Source organism: Kinneretia sp. DJ1R-11, assembly GCF_025717595.1.
Classification (GTDB): Bacteria; Pseudomonadota; Gammaproteobacteria; order Burkholderiales; family Burkholderiaceae_C; genus Paucibacter_A.
On the sequence record NZ_JAJIRR010000002.1, the window covers coordinates 98,377 to 115,417 of the forward strand.

At 65.5% G+C, this 17,041-nt stretch carries 17 protein-coding genes; 12 read left to right on the top strand and 5 right to left on the bottom strand.

The features are described 5' to 3' along the window. Positions 1–117 precede the first annotated feature (117 nt). From LNV23_RS04405 to LNV23_RS04415, 3 genes are all read left to right on the top strand, one after another. On the top strand, positions 118–858 hold the full coding sequence (locus LNV23_RS04405; protein WP_263561855.1) for a GAP family protein: 741 nt from the start codon (positions 118–120) through the stop codon (positions 856–858). A gap of 490 nt (positions 859–1,348) precedes the next feature. Beyond that, positions 1,349–1,891 (top strand): hypothetical protein, encoded by a 543-nt coding sequence (locus LNV23_RS04410; protein WP_263561856.1) that lies wholly within the window; start codon positions 1,349–1,351, stop codon positions 1,889–1,891. Between the two features lie 215 nt (positions 1,892–2,106). Then, entirely contained in the window at positions 2,107–2,808 is a 702-nt protein-coding gene (locus tag LNV23_RS04415; RefSeq protein ID WP_263561857.1) for a hypothetical protein, read from the top strand. A gap of 209 nt (positions 2,809–3,017) precedes the next feature. On the opposite strand, the gene LNV23_RS04420 is transcribed toward LNV23_RS04415, so the two are convergent. Beyond that, positions 3,018–5,147, bottom strand: coding sequence for a TonB-dependent receptor (locus LNV23_RS04420; protein WP_263561858.1), 2,130 nt, complete (start codon positions 5,145–5,147; stop codon positions 3,018–3,020). A gap of 393 nt (positions 5,148–5,540) precedes the next feature. Here LNV23_RS04420 and LNV23_RS04425 point away from each other — a divergent pair, with 393 nt between their 5' ends. The 5 genes from LNV23_RS04425 to LNV23_RS04445 all read left to right on the top strand — a co-directional run bounded on the left by LNV23_RS04425 (position 5,541) and on the right by LNV23_RS04445 (position 10,516). Beyond that, entirely contained in the window at positions 5,541–6,899 is a 1,359-nt protein-coding gene (locus LNV23_RS04425; protein ID WP_263561859.1) for a cyanophycinase, read from the top strand. A gap of 291 nt (positions 6,900–7,190) precedes the next feature. Next, positions 7,191–7,925 (top strand): DUF4386 domain-containing protein, encoded by a 735-nt coding sequence (locus tag LNV23_RS04430; RefSeq protein ID WP_263561860.1) that lies wholly within the window; start codon positions 7,191–7,193, stop codon positions 7,923–7,925. A gap of 288 nt (positions 7,926–8,213) precedes the next feature. Next, on the top strand, positions 8,214–8,423 hold the full coding sequence (locus LNV23_RS04435) for a hypothetical protein (RefSeq protein WP_263561861.1): 210 nt from the start codon (positions 8,214–8,216) through the stop codon (positions 8,421–8,423). 366 nt (positions 8,424–8,789) lie between these two features. Beyond that, positions 8,790–9,431: a hypothetical protein gene (locus LNV23_RS04440; RefSeq protein ID WP_263561862.1), complete on the top strand. Its 642-nt coding sequence runs from the start codon at positions 8,790–8,792 to the stop codon at positions 9,429–9,431. A gap of 362 nt (positions 9,432–9,793) precedes the next feature. Next, positions 9,794–10,516, top strand: a complete 723-nt coding sequence (locus LNV23_RS04445) for a PEP-CTERM sorting domain-containing protein (protein WP_263561863.1) — start codon at positions 9,794–9,796, stop codon at positions 10,514–10,516. Here the strand turns inward: LNV23_RS04445 and LNV23_RS04450 are convergent. Beyond that, positions 10,464–11,438 carry a LysR family transcriptional regulator gene (locus tag LNV23_RS04450; RefSeq protein ID WP_263561864.1) on the bottom strand — a complete coding sequence of 325 codons (975 nt, stop codon included), beginning with the start codon at positions 11,436–11,438 and terminating at the stop codon, positions 10,464–10,466. The two genes, LNV23_RS04445 and LNV23_RS04450, sit on opposite strands and share 53 nt — an antisense overlap. A gap of 190 nt (positions 11,439–11,628) precedes the next feature. Between LNV23_RS04450 and LNV23_RS04455 the strand changes: the two genes are divergently transcribed. The 4 genes from LNV23_RS04455 to LNV23_RS04470 all read left to right on the top strand — a co-directional run bounded on the left by LNV23_RS04455 (position 11,629) and on the right by LNV23_RS04470 (position 15,130). After that, positions 11,629–12,582 carry an alpha/beta hydrolase family protein gene (locus LNV23_RS04455; protein ID WP_263561865.1) on the top strand — a complete coding sequence of 318 codons (954 nt, stop codon included), beginning with the start codon at positions 11,629–11,631 and terminating at the stop codon, positions 12,580–12,582. 74 nt (positions 12,583–12,656) lie between these two features. Continuing rightward, positions 12,657–13,229 (top strand): DUF3617 domain-containing protein, encoded by a 573-nt coding sequence (locus tag LNV23_RS04460; protein ID WP_263561866.1) that lies wholly within the window; start codon positions 12,657–12,659, stop codon positions 13,227–13,229. 225 nt (positions 13,230–13,454) lie between these two features. Continuing rightward, on the top strand, positions 13,455–14,459 hold the full coding sequence (locus tag LNV23_RS04465; protein WP_263561867.1) for an XdhC family protein: 1,005 nt from the start codon (positions 13,455–13,457) through the stop codon (positions 14,457–14,459). Continuing rightward, positions 14,447–15,130 carry a hypothetical protein gene (locus tag LNV23_RS04470; protein ID WP_263561868.1) on the top strand — a complete coding sequence of 228 codons (684 nt, stop codon included), beginning with the start codon at positions 14,447–14,449 and terminating at the stop codon, positions 15,128–15,130. Before LNV23_RS04465 ends, LNV23_RS04470 begins: the two co-directional genes overlap by 13 nt. A gap of 6 nt (positions 15,131–15,136) precedes the next feature. On the opposite strand, the gene LNV23_RS04475 is transcribed toward LNV23_RS04470, so the two are convergent. The 3 genes from LNV23_RS04475 to LNV23_RS04485 all read right to left on the bottom strand — a co-directional run bounded on the left by LNV23_RS04475 (position 15,137) and on the right by LNV23_RS04485 (position 17,026). After that, positions 15,137–15,841, bottom strand: coding sequence for a substrate-binding periplasmic protein (locus LNV23_RS04475; RefSeq protein WP_263561869.1), 705 nt, complete (start codon positions 15,839–15,841; stop codon positions 15,137–15,139). A gap of 130 nt (positions 15,842–15,971) precedes the next feature. Further along, positions 15,972–16,577 (bottom strand): GNAT family N-acetyltransferase, encoded by a 606-nt coding sequence (locus LNV23_RS04480; RefSeq protein ID WP_263561870.1) that lies wholly within the window; start codon positions 16,575–16,577, stop codon positions 15,972–15,974. 11 nt (positions 16,578–16,588) lie between these two features. After that, complete coding sequence (locus tag LNV23_RS04485; RefSeq protein ID WP_263561871.1) at positions 16,589–17,026, bottom strand: GNAT family N-acetyltransferase; 438 nt, start codon at positions 17,024–17,026, stop codon at positions 16,589–16,591. Between the last annotated feature and the right edge of the window lie 15 nt (positions 17,027–17,041).

The window sequence follows — 17,041 nt, forward strand, 5'->3', positions numbered from 1 at the left end:
TTCTGTTGTTTTCCCAAAAGGAATCTCTACCTTGAAGCGATTCATGTTTGTGACTTTCACCGAGCCAGATGACGGTGAAGTTCAGGCGCGAGTAGACGCGTTGACGGGCTGCTCGCGGTGAACTTCGAACTGCTCGCCCCGCTGGCCGTACTGGCGCTGATCGACAGCACGAGCTTCGGCACGTTGCTCATCCCCCTGTGGTTGATGTTGGCTCCCGTCCGCCCGAGACCGGGGAGGATTCTCTTGTTCCTTGGCACGGTGGCCGCGTTCTATCTGCTGTTGGGGATTGCCTTGCTCCTCGGAGCTTCGTCGCTGCTCGCCGCCTTGCAGAAGACGGAAAACTTGCAAGCGCTGCGGGTCGCTCAATTGCTTGCCGGTATTGGGCTGATGGTGCTCGGTGTGCTGATGGAGCCTTGGACGAAAGCGGGCAAGGAGCGTCGCGAGGCCCGCCAGGCAGAAAACCTGGCCCGTCACGGGCCCAGCCTCCACATGCGGATGCGGGAGCGTGCGTCCGATGCATCGGCCCCCGTCGGTGCGGTCATCGTGCTGGCCTTAACGGCTGCCGTCATCGAGGCTGCATCGATGATCCCGTATCTGGCTGAGATCGGTGTCTTGATCGCATCGGAGTTGTCGCTGGCGGGGCGCGCTGCGGTGCTGTTCGGCTATTGCCTGATGATGATCGCACCGGCATTGGTGCTACTCGCGGCGCGGCTGTTTCTGCACGAGTATGTCGCGCCCATCTTGACCAAGGTGGAGGCATTTCTGTCCCGCAATGCAAACGAGGCGACGGCTTGGGTGGTGTTTTTGCTCGGCCTGTATCTGGTGAGCGACGGCTGGAACGCGCTCGATGGGCCTTGAGAAACTGTGTCGTCGCACGTAGTGCCGGGGCAGGGGTCAGGCCTTCTGCCGGGGCAGGGGTCATGCCGGGCAGGGGTCAGGCCTTCAGTTTCAAGGCAAGACCTGACCCTCCGTTCGAGTTGCGAGGCTATTCAGCCAGCGCATCGGCAGTGTCGAACCGGTGCCTTCTTGCGAACCGGCGGCACAGCAAGCATCCGCGTCGCTTGAGCTGCCGCGGGCTGGCCGAGGTCAGGACGCCGTGGAGCCTGTATGGCATGGTCCACAATTTTGAGGAGCTCGCGAGGACGGGCTAGGGCAGACCAGGGTTCAGTAATGCGGCCATCAGGCGGCACACTCGCACTCAGGGGTCGCAACAGCCGGCTCCCAGGCGCAAATTCACCGAAGTACCCAGAAATTCAACTTCGTGAGCATGCAGGCGCACGGAAGTATGGAATGGCTGTGGATTTTGGTTTTCTCGACGGCCTCATAGGGCTTCACAAAGGAGACTTCGGTGTCGGACAGCTTTGAGAAAGACGAGTACTTCGCTTTGGTGAAGGCAGTGGCGGACTTTGACCAACGCCTCCTAACCGTGAAGGGGTGGGGCGTCACACTGAGCCTCGCCGCACTCGGTTTGGGCTTTCAGTACCGAGCCTATGGCTTTTTCCTGATCGCAGCAGCAAGCAGCCTTGCGTTCTGGGTCATTGAGCATGCAGGGAAACGTCACCAAATGCGTCACTATGTCCGCATCAGAGAGATTGAATTCAATCAGTACCAGCGAGCTTCAGCTGCTGAGAAGGCCTTCTCGAGTCCAAGAACAGATTGGTCTTGGCAGACGGCCAGTGAGACTCTCGCCGGAGAAGTCGGAAAAGCTGGTAGCCCTCTGGAGCAAAGAGGTAGGAACAAGTGGTATGGCTTCGCTGGTCTCTTGCCCCATGTGGCTCTACCTCACGCAATCACTTTGGCTATCGGTCTGTTTTTCTTTTGTCAGGGCTACCAAGGAAGCCTGCCCACTTTCACGCTAGGCAATCCGCCCGCGGCAACATCTTCAAAGTGAAGCTCATCCCATCGAGTGGAAGTTCTGTCAGCGAGACCCCAAAGTCAGTCTTGCATTTCAAGGCAAGCCCTGACCCTCAGAACAAATGCCAGGACTGATCAGCCTCCGCATCTCCACCAGCGCGACATGAAGCTCAAGCACCTCAAGCGCAGTAATCGGCTGAGCTGCGCGCGGCCATTGCGGCAGCGGCAGCCTGATTCCAAGGAAAGTGTCAGATGACGCTGATTGGCTTTGTCTGGGCCATCTTTGCACCGGCGCTGCTCATCCCCTTGGTTTGGGGCGTAGCCCGCTTGCTCAAGGTTTTGGGGGTCCCGCCAGTTCACCGCCGACTGCCGCGGCTGCCACTGCGCTATGTGCTGGCAGGCGCCGTGGTCTTGCTGCCTATTGCGACGATCTACGTGGAAGACAAACGAGAGTTCCAGGCAATCTGTGCGGCGAATGCCCATCAAGTCGTGGATCCCTTGCAGGCGTCAGAGCCTGTAGAAGGACTGTATTTGGATGACGGCACGGCCAACAGCTTTGGCATGCGCTACCTAGAAACCGAAGGGTTTCGCTGGATGGAGGCGCCCAGCATCTACAAGCCTGAGGGCTACACCCGATACGAGAAGCAGCCGGACGGGGCCATCCGTGCAACAGAGACGGACACGCTGACGGCTGTCTACAAAGTGAGCTCTGAGTCCGCCCCAGTCACCCGGCACACCCGAGTCAGCAGAATCATCGTCAGCGAACGAGAGACCGGGAAGGTCCTGGGATCGGCAGCGAGCGCACGCTTTGATGGCGGCCGGGCCAAGCTGGTCTTGGGCGCGTATGGCTCTTCCAGTTGCCCGGACCCAGCGACGAGCGAGGGACACCACAGGTTCTTGGCGGAGTACCACCTTGCCAGAAACATCCTTCGGCCGGGCACCGGGAAGCCCTAGGGAAGCTCTGCATGAATCAGCCCGGCCCCTGCTAGCGCGGCCTCGGGCGGTCTGCGGCGTTGCGCTTTTCGCCAATAGCTACGGCTATTGGCTTCAAACCGCGCCTTGCAGCCCATCCCGATCCGCACTACATGGTCTCGCCCCGATTTATGCAGAGCTTCCCTAGGGAAGCTCTATCTCGCCTGAACGAAGCCGCAAGCATTCCAAGTTCAGAACGACATCCTCAGCGTGAAGCGGAAGGCGCGCGGCTCGGCCGGATGGATGTGTCGGTCGGCCACCGGTGCCGGCTCGCCCGGCAACTGCGACTCGTAGTGATACTCGATGTCGTTGAGCTTGCGGTCCAGCAGATTGAACACATCCATGCTCAGCTCGGCACGGCTTCCCAGCCAGCGGCCAAGCTGGCGGCTGATGCGAAGGTTGGTCGTCAAGGACGAACGCGAGCGCACGCTGTTGTCTTCTGTCAGTGGGCCGGAGCCAAGGTAGCGCCACTGGACGCTGGCCGACCACGGCCCCAGCTCGCGCACCGTCACGGCCACCGACCCGACCTTGTCGACCGCATTGGGAATACGACGGCCGACCGGGTCGGCATCCGAGAAGCGGGCATGGGTCCAGGCCAAGTCGGCATCGACCAGCAGCCAGGGCAGCGGAATCCAGCGGTTGTTCCATTCGATGCCGCGGCGTGTGCTGGGTCGGGTCGGTTCGGTGGCGCCGGCGTCGCCCACGTAGACCAGTTCAGAGTTGAAGTCCAGCGTCCACAGAGCGAGCGAACTCTGCAGGCCCGGGATCCACTCGCTGCGGGCGCCCAGCTCCATGCCGCGTGAGGCGACCAGGCCGGGCACCTTTGCAACGGCGGCCCCGGTCTTGGGATCGACGCTGGCCGTGGTGCCGCGGGCGTCGTTGCTGTGGAAGCCGCGACCGGCGTTGAAGAAAAACTCGGTCTTCGCCCACGGCCCGGCGATCAGGCTCAGCTTCGGCGAAACCAGGTGGTCGCGGCTGCGGCCCGAGTTGGCGGCCTGGGCCCGGCTGTCCACCGAGAAGTGGGCCGCATCGGCGCGCAAGCCCAGCACGGTGCGCAGCCAGGGCGTCACTTCAAGAGCGGTCTGCGCATAGAAGCCATACAGGCCTTCACGGACCTTGTCGTCGCGGGTGGTGCGCATGAGCTGCCGCTGGACCGTGTCGAACAAGCCCACGCGGATGCGGTCCTGACGCAGCTGCATGCCGACTTCGGAACGTGCAGGCAGCGAGCCGATCTGGTGCTCGACCGCGCGGCTCGCGCTGAAGCCGTAGACCTGGCGACGGTCCTGTTGCGAGAACTGGTCGCCCTCGTCGGGCCGCTCCAAGGCGTAGCTGAAGTTGGAGAACAGCTGGAGCCGGTAGTCGATGACATAGGCAGCGACGCGCGTGGCGCCCGACTCCGTGCTCTCATGCCACTCGCCGGAGAGGCTGCTGCGATGCGTCTTGCCGCCGTCGCTCGGGTCGAGCGAGTCGAAACGGCCGAAGGCTTGGCCCGGATCGCGGCCGGCGCCGAGCAGCCGCTCGGGGATCTGGTCGGTCGAGGTCCAGTGCGCGGCGTAGCCCATCAGGCTCGCGCTCCAGCCGCGGGCAGCTGTGCCGCTGCTGAGGGTGAGCAGACCGTTGCTCTTGCGCAGGCCTTCGGGCACCGTCCAGGGGCCGTCATTGCCTTGCAGCTCGACAGCCGCGAGTAGATGCAGGCTGCCGCCAAGGTCTGTGGACCCGGCGGCGATGGCACGGCGATAGCCATGGCCGCCGAGCGAGATGGCGGCGAATGGAGCATCCAGGCGGCTGCGGTAGGCGATGTCGGTCGAACCGGCGGAGGCGAAGTCGGCGTTCTGGGCGAAGTACGGGCCTTTGCGGTAGTCGATTCGGTCGACCAACTCAGGCATGAGGAAGTTCAAGTCCGAGTAGCCCTGGCCATGGCCGTGTGTCGGCATATTGACCGGCAAGCCGTTGACGGAGGTGGCGAAGTCCGTGCCATGGTCGAGGTTGAAGCCACGCAGGAAGTACTGGTTGGCCTTGCCGTCGCCCGAGTGCTGGGTGACGATCAGCCCAGGGATGAACTCCAGCAACTCGCCCGGGCGCAGCGCGGGGCGGCTCTTCAGCAACTCGGCGCGGATGACGCCCTGCGAGGCCGCATCGGAGCTGCCGATGGCGTTGTCGTAGTGGCGGCCCGCCACCTCGACACGGTCCAGTTTTTCTGCATCGACGGTGACGGCGGGGGCGTCGGGGCCCGCGCCGGCCGGGGCGGATTGACCCAGCGCGGCAGAGGCTTGCAGGCACAGGCAGGCCAGGGCCGCCATCGGCTGAAGCAGCCGGCGCATGTCCGGTCTTCTGCGGGTCATTGGGCTGAGTTGGGACATGGTCACACTGGGGTTCGGCTTAGAAGGTGTTGGCGACTTCTCATACGCAAGGCGCTCGCCCTTGGATGCGTCCTGCCGGACAAAACCAAAAGATGAGCCCGGAGCAAACCTCGTCTGAAGACCGCGCGGGCTCCTGAGCACCGTGCGAATGCGGACGGCCTGAAGAGAAAAGCGCGCGCTTCTGGGGTCAACCCCGACAGGACATTCCCGCAGGCCGTCACAGGCTCGCAAGATCGGGTCGCAAGGCCGCAAGTCGCCATCTGGGCGGCAGGCAGGCGCGGCGCTAGATTGGCATCACGCCACGCAGCAGTTCGCGGGCGCCCTTCACGCCAACCCAACTGGATGCCACGCCCGATGAAATTGCGACTCCTCACTCTCGCCCTGTGCACCAACCTCGGCCTGGCCTGCGCGCCGGCGCAGGCCGGCAAGGTTTTCCTGTCGGGCGGCGGCTATGACGACGCCAACACCGACCTCTTTGTGCAAGGCCTGCGCAAAGCCACCGGGCGCGACTCGGCGTTCACGCCGCTCATCACCAGCACCGCCAACTGCGGCAGCGACTGGGCCACCACAGCCTGCCCGCGCATCGCCGTCATCACCGCCTCCAAAGCCAGCTACGCCGAGGGCCTGGACGCCTTCACCAACGACATCCCCGCCACCAGCACCAGCTCGCTCAAGCGCGGCTACTACAACCTCTTCCAGACCCACGGCTTCTCGCCCAAGTTCATCACCGCGCACATCGACAACCGCGCGGCGCACAGCAGCGCCAGCACACCCGAAGGCCAGGCCAATATCGCCATCCTCAACCAGGCCGATGCGATCTGGGTGGTGGGCGGCGACCAGGCCAAGGTCTCGCGCACCTTCCTCAACGACGACGGCAGCGACACGCCGCTGGCCGCCGTGCTGCGCAGCCGCTGGAGCAATGGCAACGGCGCCATCGTCATGGCCGGCGACTCGGCGGGCAACCACGCCATGAACGTCAAGATGCACGCCGCCGGCATCAGCTACGGCTACCTCTACTACGGCGCCAATCTGCATGACCGCGCGGTCACCGACTACCTCACCCTGGGTGACACCCGCGACGGCAGCAGCGCACTGCGCTACTTCGAGAACGGCGGCACCATGAAGGGCCTGGGCTTCTTGCCCGCCACGCTGCTGAGCGACACCCACTTCGACGCCCGCTCCGGGCGCCTCGGCCGCTTGGTCTCCGCGCTGCGCCATATGGGCATCCAGCAAGGCCTCGGGGTGGACGAGAACACCGGCGTGCTCGTGGACACCGCCGCACAGACCGCACAGGTCTATGGCGCCGGCACCTTGACCGTGGTCGACACGGCAGGCGCCAGCGTGCAGACCGGCACCTACTACAAGGTCAACGGCCTGCGCGTGAGCCTGCTGAGCGCAGGCGACCGCTACAACTACGCGAGCAAGGTCGTCACCAGCAGCAAAGCGCTGATCAGCAGCCGCTATTACACGAGCTTCTACGACTCGCCCGACATCTTCGCGGCCTACGAGACTTCGAAGTCACTGACCCGCGTGGTCGATCAAACGCCGACCAGCAATATCGGCACCGCCCCCAAACCGGTCTACAGCAGCGGCCCGGCCTACCCGAGCGGCGCGCCGGCCATCAAGCTGCGTTTCACCCGCGACGCCTCGACCAAGGGCTATTACAGCGGCGGCAAGTACACGGTGGACAAGGTCAAGGTCGACGTCTATTGAGGGGCGTGCGGCACGCACTGACCGATCAAAGCCCGGATGCATGGATCTGCTGCATTCGGGCGGTTTGCGAACCGAGGGCGGAGTCTCGGAAACCTGACTCTCGATAACGCTGTCAGTAAGCGGCACAATCGCGCTCGGGCGCTGAGAACAACGACTCACACATCCCAAGCTGCCGATGGCTGCGGCCAATCGATGCCATCGGTGGGTGATCGTGCCGATCCAGGGTAGTGGCTGGAGATTCGGCTTCTTGGACAGCCTCCTTGGGCAGCACTCCACAGCCGGGAGCCAGATATGTCAGCCAGCTCTGCATCGCAGACCGAATCGGACAGAAGAACGCATTTCGCCCGCATCGCCGGGGCGATGTATCTCCTCACGGTAGCGAGCGCCCTGTTCGGGGAAGCCTATGTACGCGGCTCCACGCTGGTCAGCGAAAGCGCCGCAGAAACGGCCAAAAACCTGATTGAGGCCAATCAGCTCTTCCGCATTGGCTTGGTGACCGACCTGCTGACCTTCACCGGTGTGGTCGTCCTCGTGTGGGCGCTGTACCAGTTGCTCCGACCCGTGGGCGGGCGACTGGCCGTCCTTGCCGTGTTCTTCCGCCTGATTGAACTGAGTGTGCACTTCTCGGCGGTCGGTCTCGGGATCGTCGCACTCTCCCTGCTGGGTGGCGGGGAGTACACGCGCGGCTTCGACACCGCCCAGCTGCATGGGCTCGTCGGTTTCGCGATTCGCACGCAGATGACGGGCCTCAGCCTTGGATTCATACCTCTGGGCCTGGGCTCGGCGGTCTTTGCCCTGCTTTTGCTGCGCTCGGGCTACGTTCCAAAGCTTCTTGCAGCCTGGGGTGTCTTCGCCTCCCTGCTCCTGGCCGCCTACTCCTTTGGGATCATCTTGTCCCCAAGCACCAGCGACTTCTTCTATGTGGGCATGCTGCCCATGTTTGTGTACGAGGTATCGCTCGGGGCCTGGCTCCTCTTCAAAGGCGCCACGCTGCCTGCGGCGCGTGCGGCTTCAGCGGCCGCGTGAACGTTCCCGAATCGGCTTGCCGCGTTTGGGCCTCATTCGTTTCAGGCCCGACGGGCTCCTGCCATCTGAGCTGGGCGGGTCGAAAAAGAGCAAGACCTGACACGTTTGACAGACTGGATCAGGCGCACATGAAAGCCCAGCACGGCGGACTCTTTCACTGGATCGACGCATCGGGCTAGGCGATGGGAGCGCTGGTCCGCGTTGGCCTCGTGTCTTCAGCCGCCGTGGCCGCCGCACTGGGTCAATTCCTTCTCGCTGCGATTCTTGCCATCATTGCCCTCGGCCTCTGTGAGGCTTCGCGCCCTGCTGGCTGCCGCAGGGCTCGAACTGCTCCTGCTCCTGCTCTCGGGCGCCTGGCTGTGGCTGGGCGACATTTCGCGCGCGCTGGGCCTCTGGGCGGCACTGGGCAGCGTGCTCGGCGTCGGCGTTTGGTACCTGGCGGTTCATGAACTCCTGGTCATTGCCCCGGTCCGACCGCAGCCGCCGGCTGCACCTTAGTCAGCTCAAGTGACCCGCCGCTGCGCCAGCACAGCCGCGCAAGCCAGGGTCAGGCCTAGAGCTCTGCCTTGGTTCCTCCATGTCGAGCTACGGCAGTTCCTGGCTCGCTTCATCAAAACGCTTGCCGCCCCCCAAAAGGTGGAAAGTCACGTCCCGGATTTGCCAACATTCACAGCGCCATTCGCGTGGTACAAACGCCCAAATTCAGCGGATCAGCCAAGGCACCGCAGGGCTCAGCCAAGAGGCCTCAACAGGGGATCGGTGTAAAGGTGGAGACACGCGGCACCTGAGTCTCGCGCGTTGGCCATGAGACCCCGGCACACTTCTCAGGTGAGCAAGCAAGAGTGAAAGAAAGCCAGCCATCTCATGAAGACTTCCGTTCGCCCAATCTTCCTGTTCAGCGCGCTGATCGCCGTCACTTTGGTTCAGGCGCAGACCCCCGCCGTCGTTCCGCCACAGGACTTGGTTCACAACATGACACAGGCCGAATGGTCACGGGCCTGGTGGCAATGGGCCGGTTCGTTTCAGAGGAAGGACAGTCCGGTCGGGGATCGAACCGGTGCCCTCTGTGATCGTGGGCAAGGCGGCCCGGTCTGGTTCTTGGCCGGAACCTACGGCAGCCATCGGGCCATTCGAGACTGCAAGGTCCCCAGCGGCAAGTACCTGTTCTTCCCACTGATCAACTACGTCGTGATGCCCCATCCTGGCGTGCCGATCAGCTGCCAGAGCGTCATGAGCAAGGCCGCTGCGATGACGGACGGGGTTTCTGCCCTCGTTCTCGACATCGATGGGGTTCGTGTTCCTGATCTGGCGTCATACCGGCAAGCGACGCAACAGTGCTTCGATATGGGCGCCCGGTCAGAGGAAAAAATCTCGGTCTTTCCATCCGCCGCGAACGGCTACTACATGATGCTGAAGCCTCTGAGCCGCGGCCGCCACGAGATCAACTTTGGTGGCGCACTGCCCAGCATGATGCAGGCGGTCACGTACACGCTGGATGTGGAATGAAGGTGTCCGATATCGGCACGCTCGCGAGGGCGGCACTAGGGCAAACCGGGATTCAGTCAGACGTCCCCCCGACCACACAATCCCGCCCGAATGGGTAGAGGGTCGGCCCACGGGGCCGCGCCGCCGCACCCGGGAACCCCGTCATCCGAGTTCGTAGACAGGGATTTGCGCCCTAGGGCGGGAGCAGCGGTGACTTCCTCCTTGGTGCGCAAGCTCGTTTGCCGGCGCTCCGTGCGGCGCCGGAGCGAATGGAAGGAGTCGCGGCTGCTCGCCATGGGCGGCAGCGAAGTCCAGTCCGACGGCGGGTAGGCATCGCAACTGACAGAAAACCCCAACCATATGGTTGCCAAAGGAGGCCTCGAATGATTCGCTACACACGCACATTGATTCTTGCATCGGCGCTTTCGGTCGCGGCACTGGCTGCCCAAGCGACGACTGTTTACGACACGCTGGGTCAAGGTGATGCCTACAAACTCAAGCAGACATGGATCCTCGGCAGTGCCGGCATCGGCGCGAACTATTCGCCCTTTGCGCAGTTCTCGCCCTCTCAGTCAGGCTATCTGTTGAGCGCAGTCGCCCCCATCGCGTACACGCAGGGCGATCTTGCCCCGATTCGCTTTGAGCTCCGTTCTGACGCAAGCGGCCGCCCCGGCGCGGTCATCGCATCAACTTTGGTCAACATCAGCGCGCAAGGCGGTCTCGTGTCCGGCTCGTTCGTAGGCGATGTCTTGTTGTCAGATCAGCAGCGCTACTGGTTCGGTTTGGCGACGACGAGCCCGAACACCCAGCTGGGCTGGTACCACAACCCTGTCGGCGCCGTCGGCTTGCAAGCCTTCAGCGGCGCACTCTGGCAAGCGCCCGGAGATTGGTTCGTACAAACCGCCGAGACGGGAGCATTCCAGCTCGATGCACGAATCGTCAGCGATGTCCCGGAGCCGTCCACCACGGCTTTGATGGGTTTGGGCGTGCTGCTCCTGGCCTTCAGGTCTGCAAGTTTGCTGCGTCGCAAAGGCCAGCCCGGTGCAGGGGGCGCTAGCGGCCTCCGCCTTCCCCCCCTGACTCCAGCTGCAGGGCCTCGCGCATGAAGCGCACCAGCGCCCGCGCTGTCTCCGAGCCGGCCGGCATGGGCAGGCTCAGGGCCTGGATCCATTCGCCCTCCTGAACATCCAGGCGCCAGCCGGGCAGCAGCTCGACCAGGCCGCTGCCGGGCACCACGCAGAAGTCGGGGCAAAGCACCACCCCAGCGCCGTGGCGGGCCATGGCCATCAAGGCGTCGAGATCATTGCCCCAGGCGCCGGCGCGCAGCTCCGTCAGCGTCAGGCGCTCGCCGCTGGGCTCATGCAGCCAGCTCAGGCTTGTGTTGTCTTCATGCTGGCCGACCAGCAGGCAGTTCAGCCCCGCCAGCGCCTGCGGCCCGTCCAAGGGCGCGCTGCCGGCCGCCGCATAGGCGCGCACGGCGTAGCGCAGCAGGGGCTGAGCCACCCAGTCCTCGGGCGGGCGGGCGGTGGCGCGCAAGGCCAGATCCACGCCCTCGGCCAGCAGGTCGACACGCCGGTAAGTGAACATCAGCTCGTAGCGCAAGGCTGGGTGCAGGGCCTGGAAACGCGCCAGCAGCGGCGCCAGCACATGGATGCCGAAGACCGGCGGCGCGCTGATGCGCAAGGTGCCGCCGAGCTGGTCGCGCTCGCTGCGCAAAGCCAGGCGGGCGCCTTCGGTGGCCTCCAGCACCACCCGGGCACGCGCCTGCAGGCGCCGGCCGGCTTCGGTCAGGCCGAGGCTGCGCGTGCTGCGGGCGAACAGGGCCAGGCCCACCGCGGACTCGATGGCCGCCACCCGGCGGCTGACGGCCGCACGCGTCAGCCCCAGCTCGCGCGCCGCACGGGCAAAGCTGCCGGCCTGAGCAATACGGGCAAACAGCTCCAGAGCATTGGCGTCCAGGGCCTGGTCGGCCGCCGTGCGGCGGCTCAGGGACAGCCTGGGAGCCTTGGGTTTCGGTGTCTTTGTCAATGAATCAGCACCAATGTGTCGAACCAACGCAGTCTAGTCGCTTGATTGTTGCCAATCTAGACTGGGCCCCAGAGGTTTCCACCGGCCGGCACTTTTTTCCACGCGGTTCCACGCGATTCCACACCGTGCCACCTCACACCACGCCGGACCTCCCCACGCCACATCCCCGCCCCAAGAACCGAGCCCGCCCATGAAAACCCCAACCAGCGCCACCCCTCTGCCCCCGGCCCAAGCCGTGCACCTGCGCTGCGCCGACGGCCGACTGCTACACGCCAGCTGGCAAGAGCCGGCCGGCCCGGTGCGCGCCCTGGCCCTGATCAGCCCGGCCATGGCCGTGGCCAGCCCCTTCTACCGTGGCTTTGCCGAATGGCTGGCCGGCCGCGGCTATGCCGTGCTCAGCTACGACTACCGCGGCATCGGCCGCAATCTGCAGGGCTCGGTGCGGGACGAACGCGCCGGCCTGCGCGAATGGGCGCAGCTGGACATGGCCGCCGCCCTGCGTGCGATCGAACACCGGCGCCAACGCGAGCAGCGGGCGCAAGGCCAACCACTGGGCGTGCTGGCCATCGGACACTCCTTTGGTGGCCAGGCCATCGGGCTGGCGCCCGGCTTCGAGCAGCTGGACGCGGTGCTGGGCGTGGCCGCCCAAGCTGCTGACTTCCGTTACTGGGCTGGCCTGCAAAAAGCCAAGGCTGCGCTGTTCTTTCACGCCCTGCTGCCGACCTTGAGCCATCTGTTTGGCCATGCGCCGGGCTGGGTCTTGGGCGGGCGGGCGCAGAACCTGCCCAAAGGCGCGGCCCTGCAATGGGCACGCTGGGGCCGCCGCCGGGGCTACCTTTTCAGCGACCCGGCCGTGCAGGCCGATCTGGGCTACCACCGCTTCACCGGCCCGGTGCATTTGTGGAATGTGACGGACGACACCTTGTTCGGGCCCGGCCCGGCGGTGGACCAGCTGGGGCGGCAGTTCAGCAGCGCCGAGCTGCAGCGCCACACCCTGGACCCACGCCAGCTGGGCCTGCGGGCCATCGGCCATTTCGGCATGTTCCGGCGCGAGCTCGGCGCCAAGCTCTGGCCCCTGCTGCTGGCGCCGGTGGAGCAGGCCACACCGCGGCTGCGCGACCGCTTGCATGGGGGCCTGCTCTGAGCAGGCATGGCGGAACACGGCTGGCTACACTGGCCGCTCCACTGCCATGGCCCCGCCGGGCCCAGGAGCCGCGCATGAAGAATGCCTTGATGAAGAAGACACGCACCTCCCCTCAGCTGCTGTGTGCAGCCCTGTTGCTGGCCGGCAGCGCGCTGGCCCAGGCCCAGGCCATCAAGCCGGGCCTGTGGGAAATCAAGATGAACCCCCAGCTCAGCCCCGAGCGCCAGGCCGCCATGGCCCAGGCCCAGCAGCAGCTGGCGCAGATGCCAGCTGAGCAACGCAAGATGATGGAAGAGATGATGGCCAAGGCGGGGGTCAACGCCAACCTGGCCACGGGCGCCGTGACGCTCAAGGTCTGCATCACGCCCGAGCAGGCGGCGCTCAATCAGCTGCCGGTCTCCAGCCAGGGCAATTGCAAGCACCAGCTGGAGCGCAAGGGCGCACAGATCCTGAACCGCTTCAGCTGCAGCGAGCCCGAGCTCAGCGGCGAGGGCACGACCACCCTGAGCAGCGCCGAGGCCTACAGCTCCAACATGAACAGCACCACCCGCGTCGGCGGCAAGACCGAGACCATGTCGGTGCAGAGCCAGGGCCGCTGGCTGAGCGGCGACTGCGGCGGCATCGCGCCGATGAAAACCAGCAAGTGAGCCAGCAAGTGAGCACGCGGCGGCCGCGCCACCTCACAGCTTGCCGGTGAAGATGCGGCCCAACCAGCCCAGATACCAAGCCAGCAAAGCCTCGTACCAGCGCGGCTGAGGCTGGGCCGGGGCTGCTTTCTCTGAGGGGGTCGGTTCGGTCATGGCATGCGCCTGATGCAAGAGCGGAAGCCATTGTGCGCCGCGGGCCCGCCCTGCGGCATTTACCATCGCCCCATGGACAACGTCGATCTGCAAATCTTGCGCCAGGTGAGCGCCTGGCGCCACGAGGGCCGGGGCGTGGTGCTGGGCACCATCACCCGTACCTGGGGCTCGGCACCGCGACCGGTGGGCTCCTTGGTGGCGGTGCGCGATGACGGGCAGATCGCCGGCTCCGTTTCGGGCGGCTGCATCGAAGACGATCTGGTCGCCCGCCTGCGCGAGGGCGCCTTGCAGCTGACCGCGCCCGAACTCTTGCGCTACGGCGTCGGCGCCGAAGAGGCCACGCGCTTCGGCCTGCCCTGCGGCGGCACGCTCGAACTCCTGCTGGAACCGCTCCATGCCGATTCGCAGATCGACGAACTGCTGGCCCGCCTGGACCGCGGCGAACGCGTGCAGCGCCGGCTCGATCGGCGCAGCGGCCAGGTCGAGCTGCTGGCGCCCGACTCCAGTGCCGATGCCCTGCAGCTGAGCGAGCAGGAACTGCGCAGCCACCATGGCCCGCAGTGGCGCCTGCTCATCATCGGCGCCGGCCAGATGAGCCAGTACCTGGCGCAGATGGCCCTGGGTCTGGACTACCAGGTGCTGATCTGCGACCCGCGTGCCGAGTACATGGAAGGCTTCGCCGTGCCGGGCACGACGCTGACGCGCGACATGCCCGACGATGTGGTGCAGGCCTTGCGGCCCGACGGCCACACCGCCATCGTCGCCCTGACCCACGACCCCAAGCTCGACGACCTGGCCCTGATGGAAGCCTTGCGCGGGCCGGCCTTCTACATCGGCGCCATCGGCTCGCGCGTCAACCAGAGCAAGCGCCGGGCCCGCCTGGCCGAGCATTTCGGCCTGCAGCCCGAGCAGCTGGCGCGCCTGCATGGCCCGGTCGGCCTGCACATCGGCGCTCGCACGCCGCCCGAGATCGCCTTGTCCATCCTGGCCCACATGACGGCGGAACGCTACGGTGTGCAGCTGCAAGGCAGCGCGGCGCTGCCGGCGTCGGCCGGAGGCAGCGCTTGCGAGACCTGAGACGCCTGCCCCTGCTGGGGCTGCTGCTGGCCGCTTCCGGCCTCTGCTGGGCCGGGCCCGACCTGGCGCTGCGCGAACAGGAGATCCAGCAATGCCGGCCCGAGGACATCGTCACCTGGGGCGATGGCCAGGACCGGCCCGCCCTGGCCTCACCCCTGCTGCTGGCCTATTCGCATGCTGGCGCGCCGGCCTGGTTCACGCCGGCCCAGGTGCTGGCCACGCTGGAGCGGGCGGCGCAGAGCTGGTCGCGTTGCGGCGTGGCCAGCCGGGTCAGCCTGCTGCAGCCCGGCCAGGCCTTGCCGCCGGGCGGCGTCTTCGTGCAGTGGAGCGAGATCGGCAGCGCCGGCAATTTCGGCCTGGCCAATCTGAGCCGGCGCAGCCTGGCCATGAACCCGGCCATGTTCGCCCTGCTGCGCGAGCGCAAACCCAATTACCCGGCCGAGCAAACCCTGCAGATGGTGGTGTCGCATGAGATGGGCCACTTCTTCGGCCTGATGGCGCATTCGCGCCGCTGTATCGACGTGACCTCCTACTACAGCGACGGCAAGGGCGGCGAATGTCAGGTGGCCGACCGGGCCTTGCTCAAGGCCTTCGGCGAGTACCGCTCGGTGCTGCCCACGGCCTGCGATATCGAGCGCTGCCGGCGCGCCAACATCCCGCCCCACCCCTGAGAAGCTTCAGTCGGGCGGGAACATCCAGCGCTCATAGATGCGCTTGGCCGTGCCGTCGTCGACCATGGTCTTGAAGACCGCATTGACCTGGGCTTCGGCCCCCAGCTGGCTGGACTTCTTCGAGAAGGCCACGGTCAAGTGGGTGGTGTTGAGCACCAGCACATCGCCGAACTCGGCCTCCAGCTTGAGCTTGTGGATGATGTGACCGATGGTGGACAGGGAACCGGCCACGGCCATGGCATCGCGGTCGGCCACGGCCTTGCGGATGGCCAGGGTGTAGTCGAGCACCAGGTCCTTGCGGATCTCGGGGTCGATGTCAAAACGCGGGTCGACCTTGAGGCCACGCGGGGCACCAACGATGATTTTCTTCAGGTCTTCATAACTTCGAACCCGCACGCCTTTGCGTGCGCGCACGCCGAACTCCAAGGGCACAATGGCCGTGCCCCGGTTGGCATAGCCGGCGCGCGCATCGCCCCAGGCCATGATGGAAAAATCGCAATCGCCGACTTCGAGATCTCGCTCGACACGGGCGTAGGGCGTCAGGGTCTGGATGGTGCTGTGGCCGCTGCGGCGCTCGAACTCGCGCAGCAGGTCGACGATGATGCCGACATGGGGTTCGGCCGCTGTCGGGTCTGGGTTCCTTTTGGCCCAAGGGTCGAACTGGATCAGGTCAACCTTGAACTCGCGCGCCTGAGCGCTGGCTGCCAGCAAGGCCAGACACAGAGCCCAGGTGGCCCACCGAGTTTGCCCACCACCCACAATGCCCGACCCTTTTCTTGTTTGCTGCCTTGAACCTGAAACTACCTGCCTGCCAATCTAACAGAGCCACAGCGCCGGGGAATCAGGGCTCGGGCCGGTCGCGCGCCACGCCTGCCAAGTAGTCCTGGATTTCACTGTCGCGATCCTGCCCGGCCGCCAAGGGCTTGAGCAGCACACGCAGGCTGTTGATGCGGCGCCCGGCCGGTACGCCCTCGCGGCGGCGCAGCTCGACAAAGCCCTGGCGCTCCCAGAAGCGCTCGCCGCGCTGATTGCCGACCACCACCCCAAGGCGCATCCAGCGTGCACCGGCGCGGAGCGCCCAGTCCTCCAGGCCCTGGTAGGCCAGCGCCGCATCGCCCTGGCCGTGGCGGGCGGTGGCGATGATGAAGAGGCCGAGGTGGCAGACGCCTTCGGCCACCATGTCCTCCAGCAAGCTGCCATAGCCGACCATCGCGGCCTCGCCCTCGGCGTAAATGCCGAAGTGGCGCAAACATCGATAGCTGAGCTCGGGCGGCGGCAGTTCGTCAAACTCCTGCTGCGCTTCGTCAGGTCGCGGCGCCTCGTCTCCCACGGTCCAGAAGTACTCGGGGTTGGCGTCGAGAAAAGCTTGCACGGCCGGAATGTCGGCGGCATCCAGTTCGCGGCATGACAAGGAGCCAGACTTGAATTGCAAAGGCGTGTCGCGCATGGTCACTCAGCTCAAACGGGGCGGCGGTAGATCTCGGGATCCAGGCGTTCCATGAAGGCCTGCGGCTTGGCGGACGGCGTGAAGCCGTACTTGGCGTACAGGCCTGCGGCCGTGCTGGTGGCCAGCAGAAAGCGGCGCAAGGTCTGCAGGTCGGGGTGGGCCATCACGGCGTCCATCAGCGCCCGACTGCAAGCGCGGCCCTGCTGCTCGGGCAGCACGAACACGTCGCAGAGGTAGGCGAAGGTCGTGCGGTCGGTGACCACCCGGGCAAAGCCGACCTGGGCGCCATCCAGAAAAGCCCCGAAGCACAAGGAATGGGCCAAAGCCTGCGCCAATGTCGCCTTGGGAATGCCCAGGCACCAGGGCGCCTGTTCGCTGAGGTAGCGGTGGATGACGTCCAGGTCCTGGTCCTGGAGTTCGGTACTGATGCGGAAAGGGCTGCTGCTCATGACGCTATTTCAGCA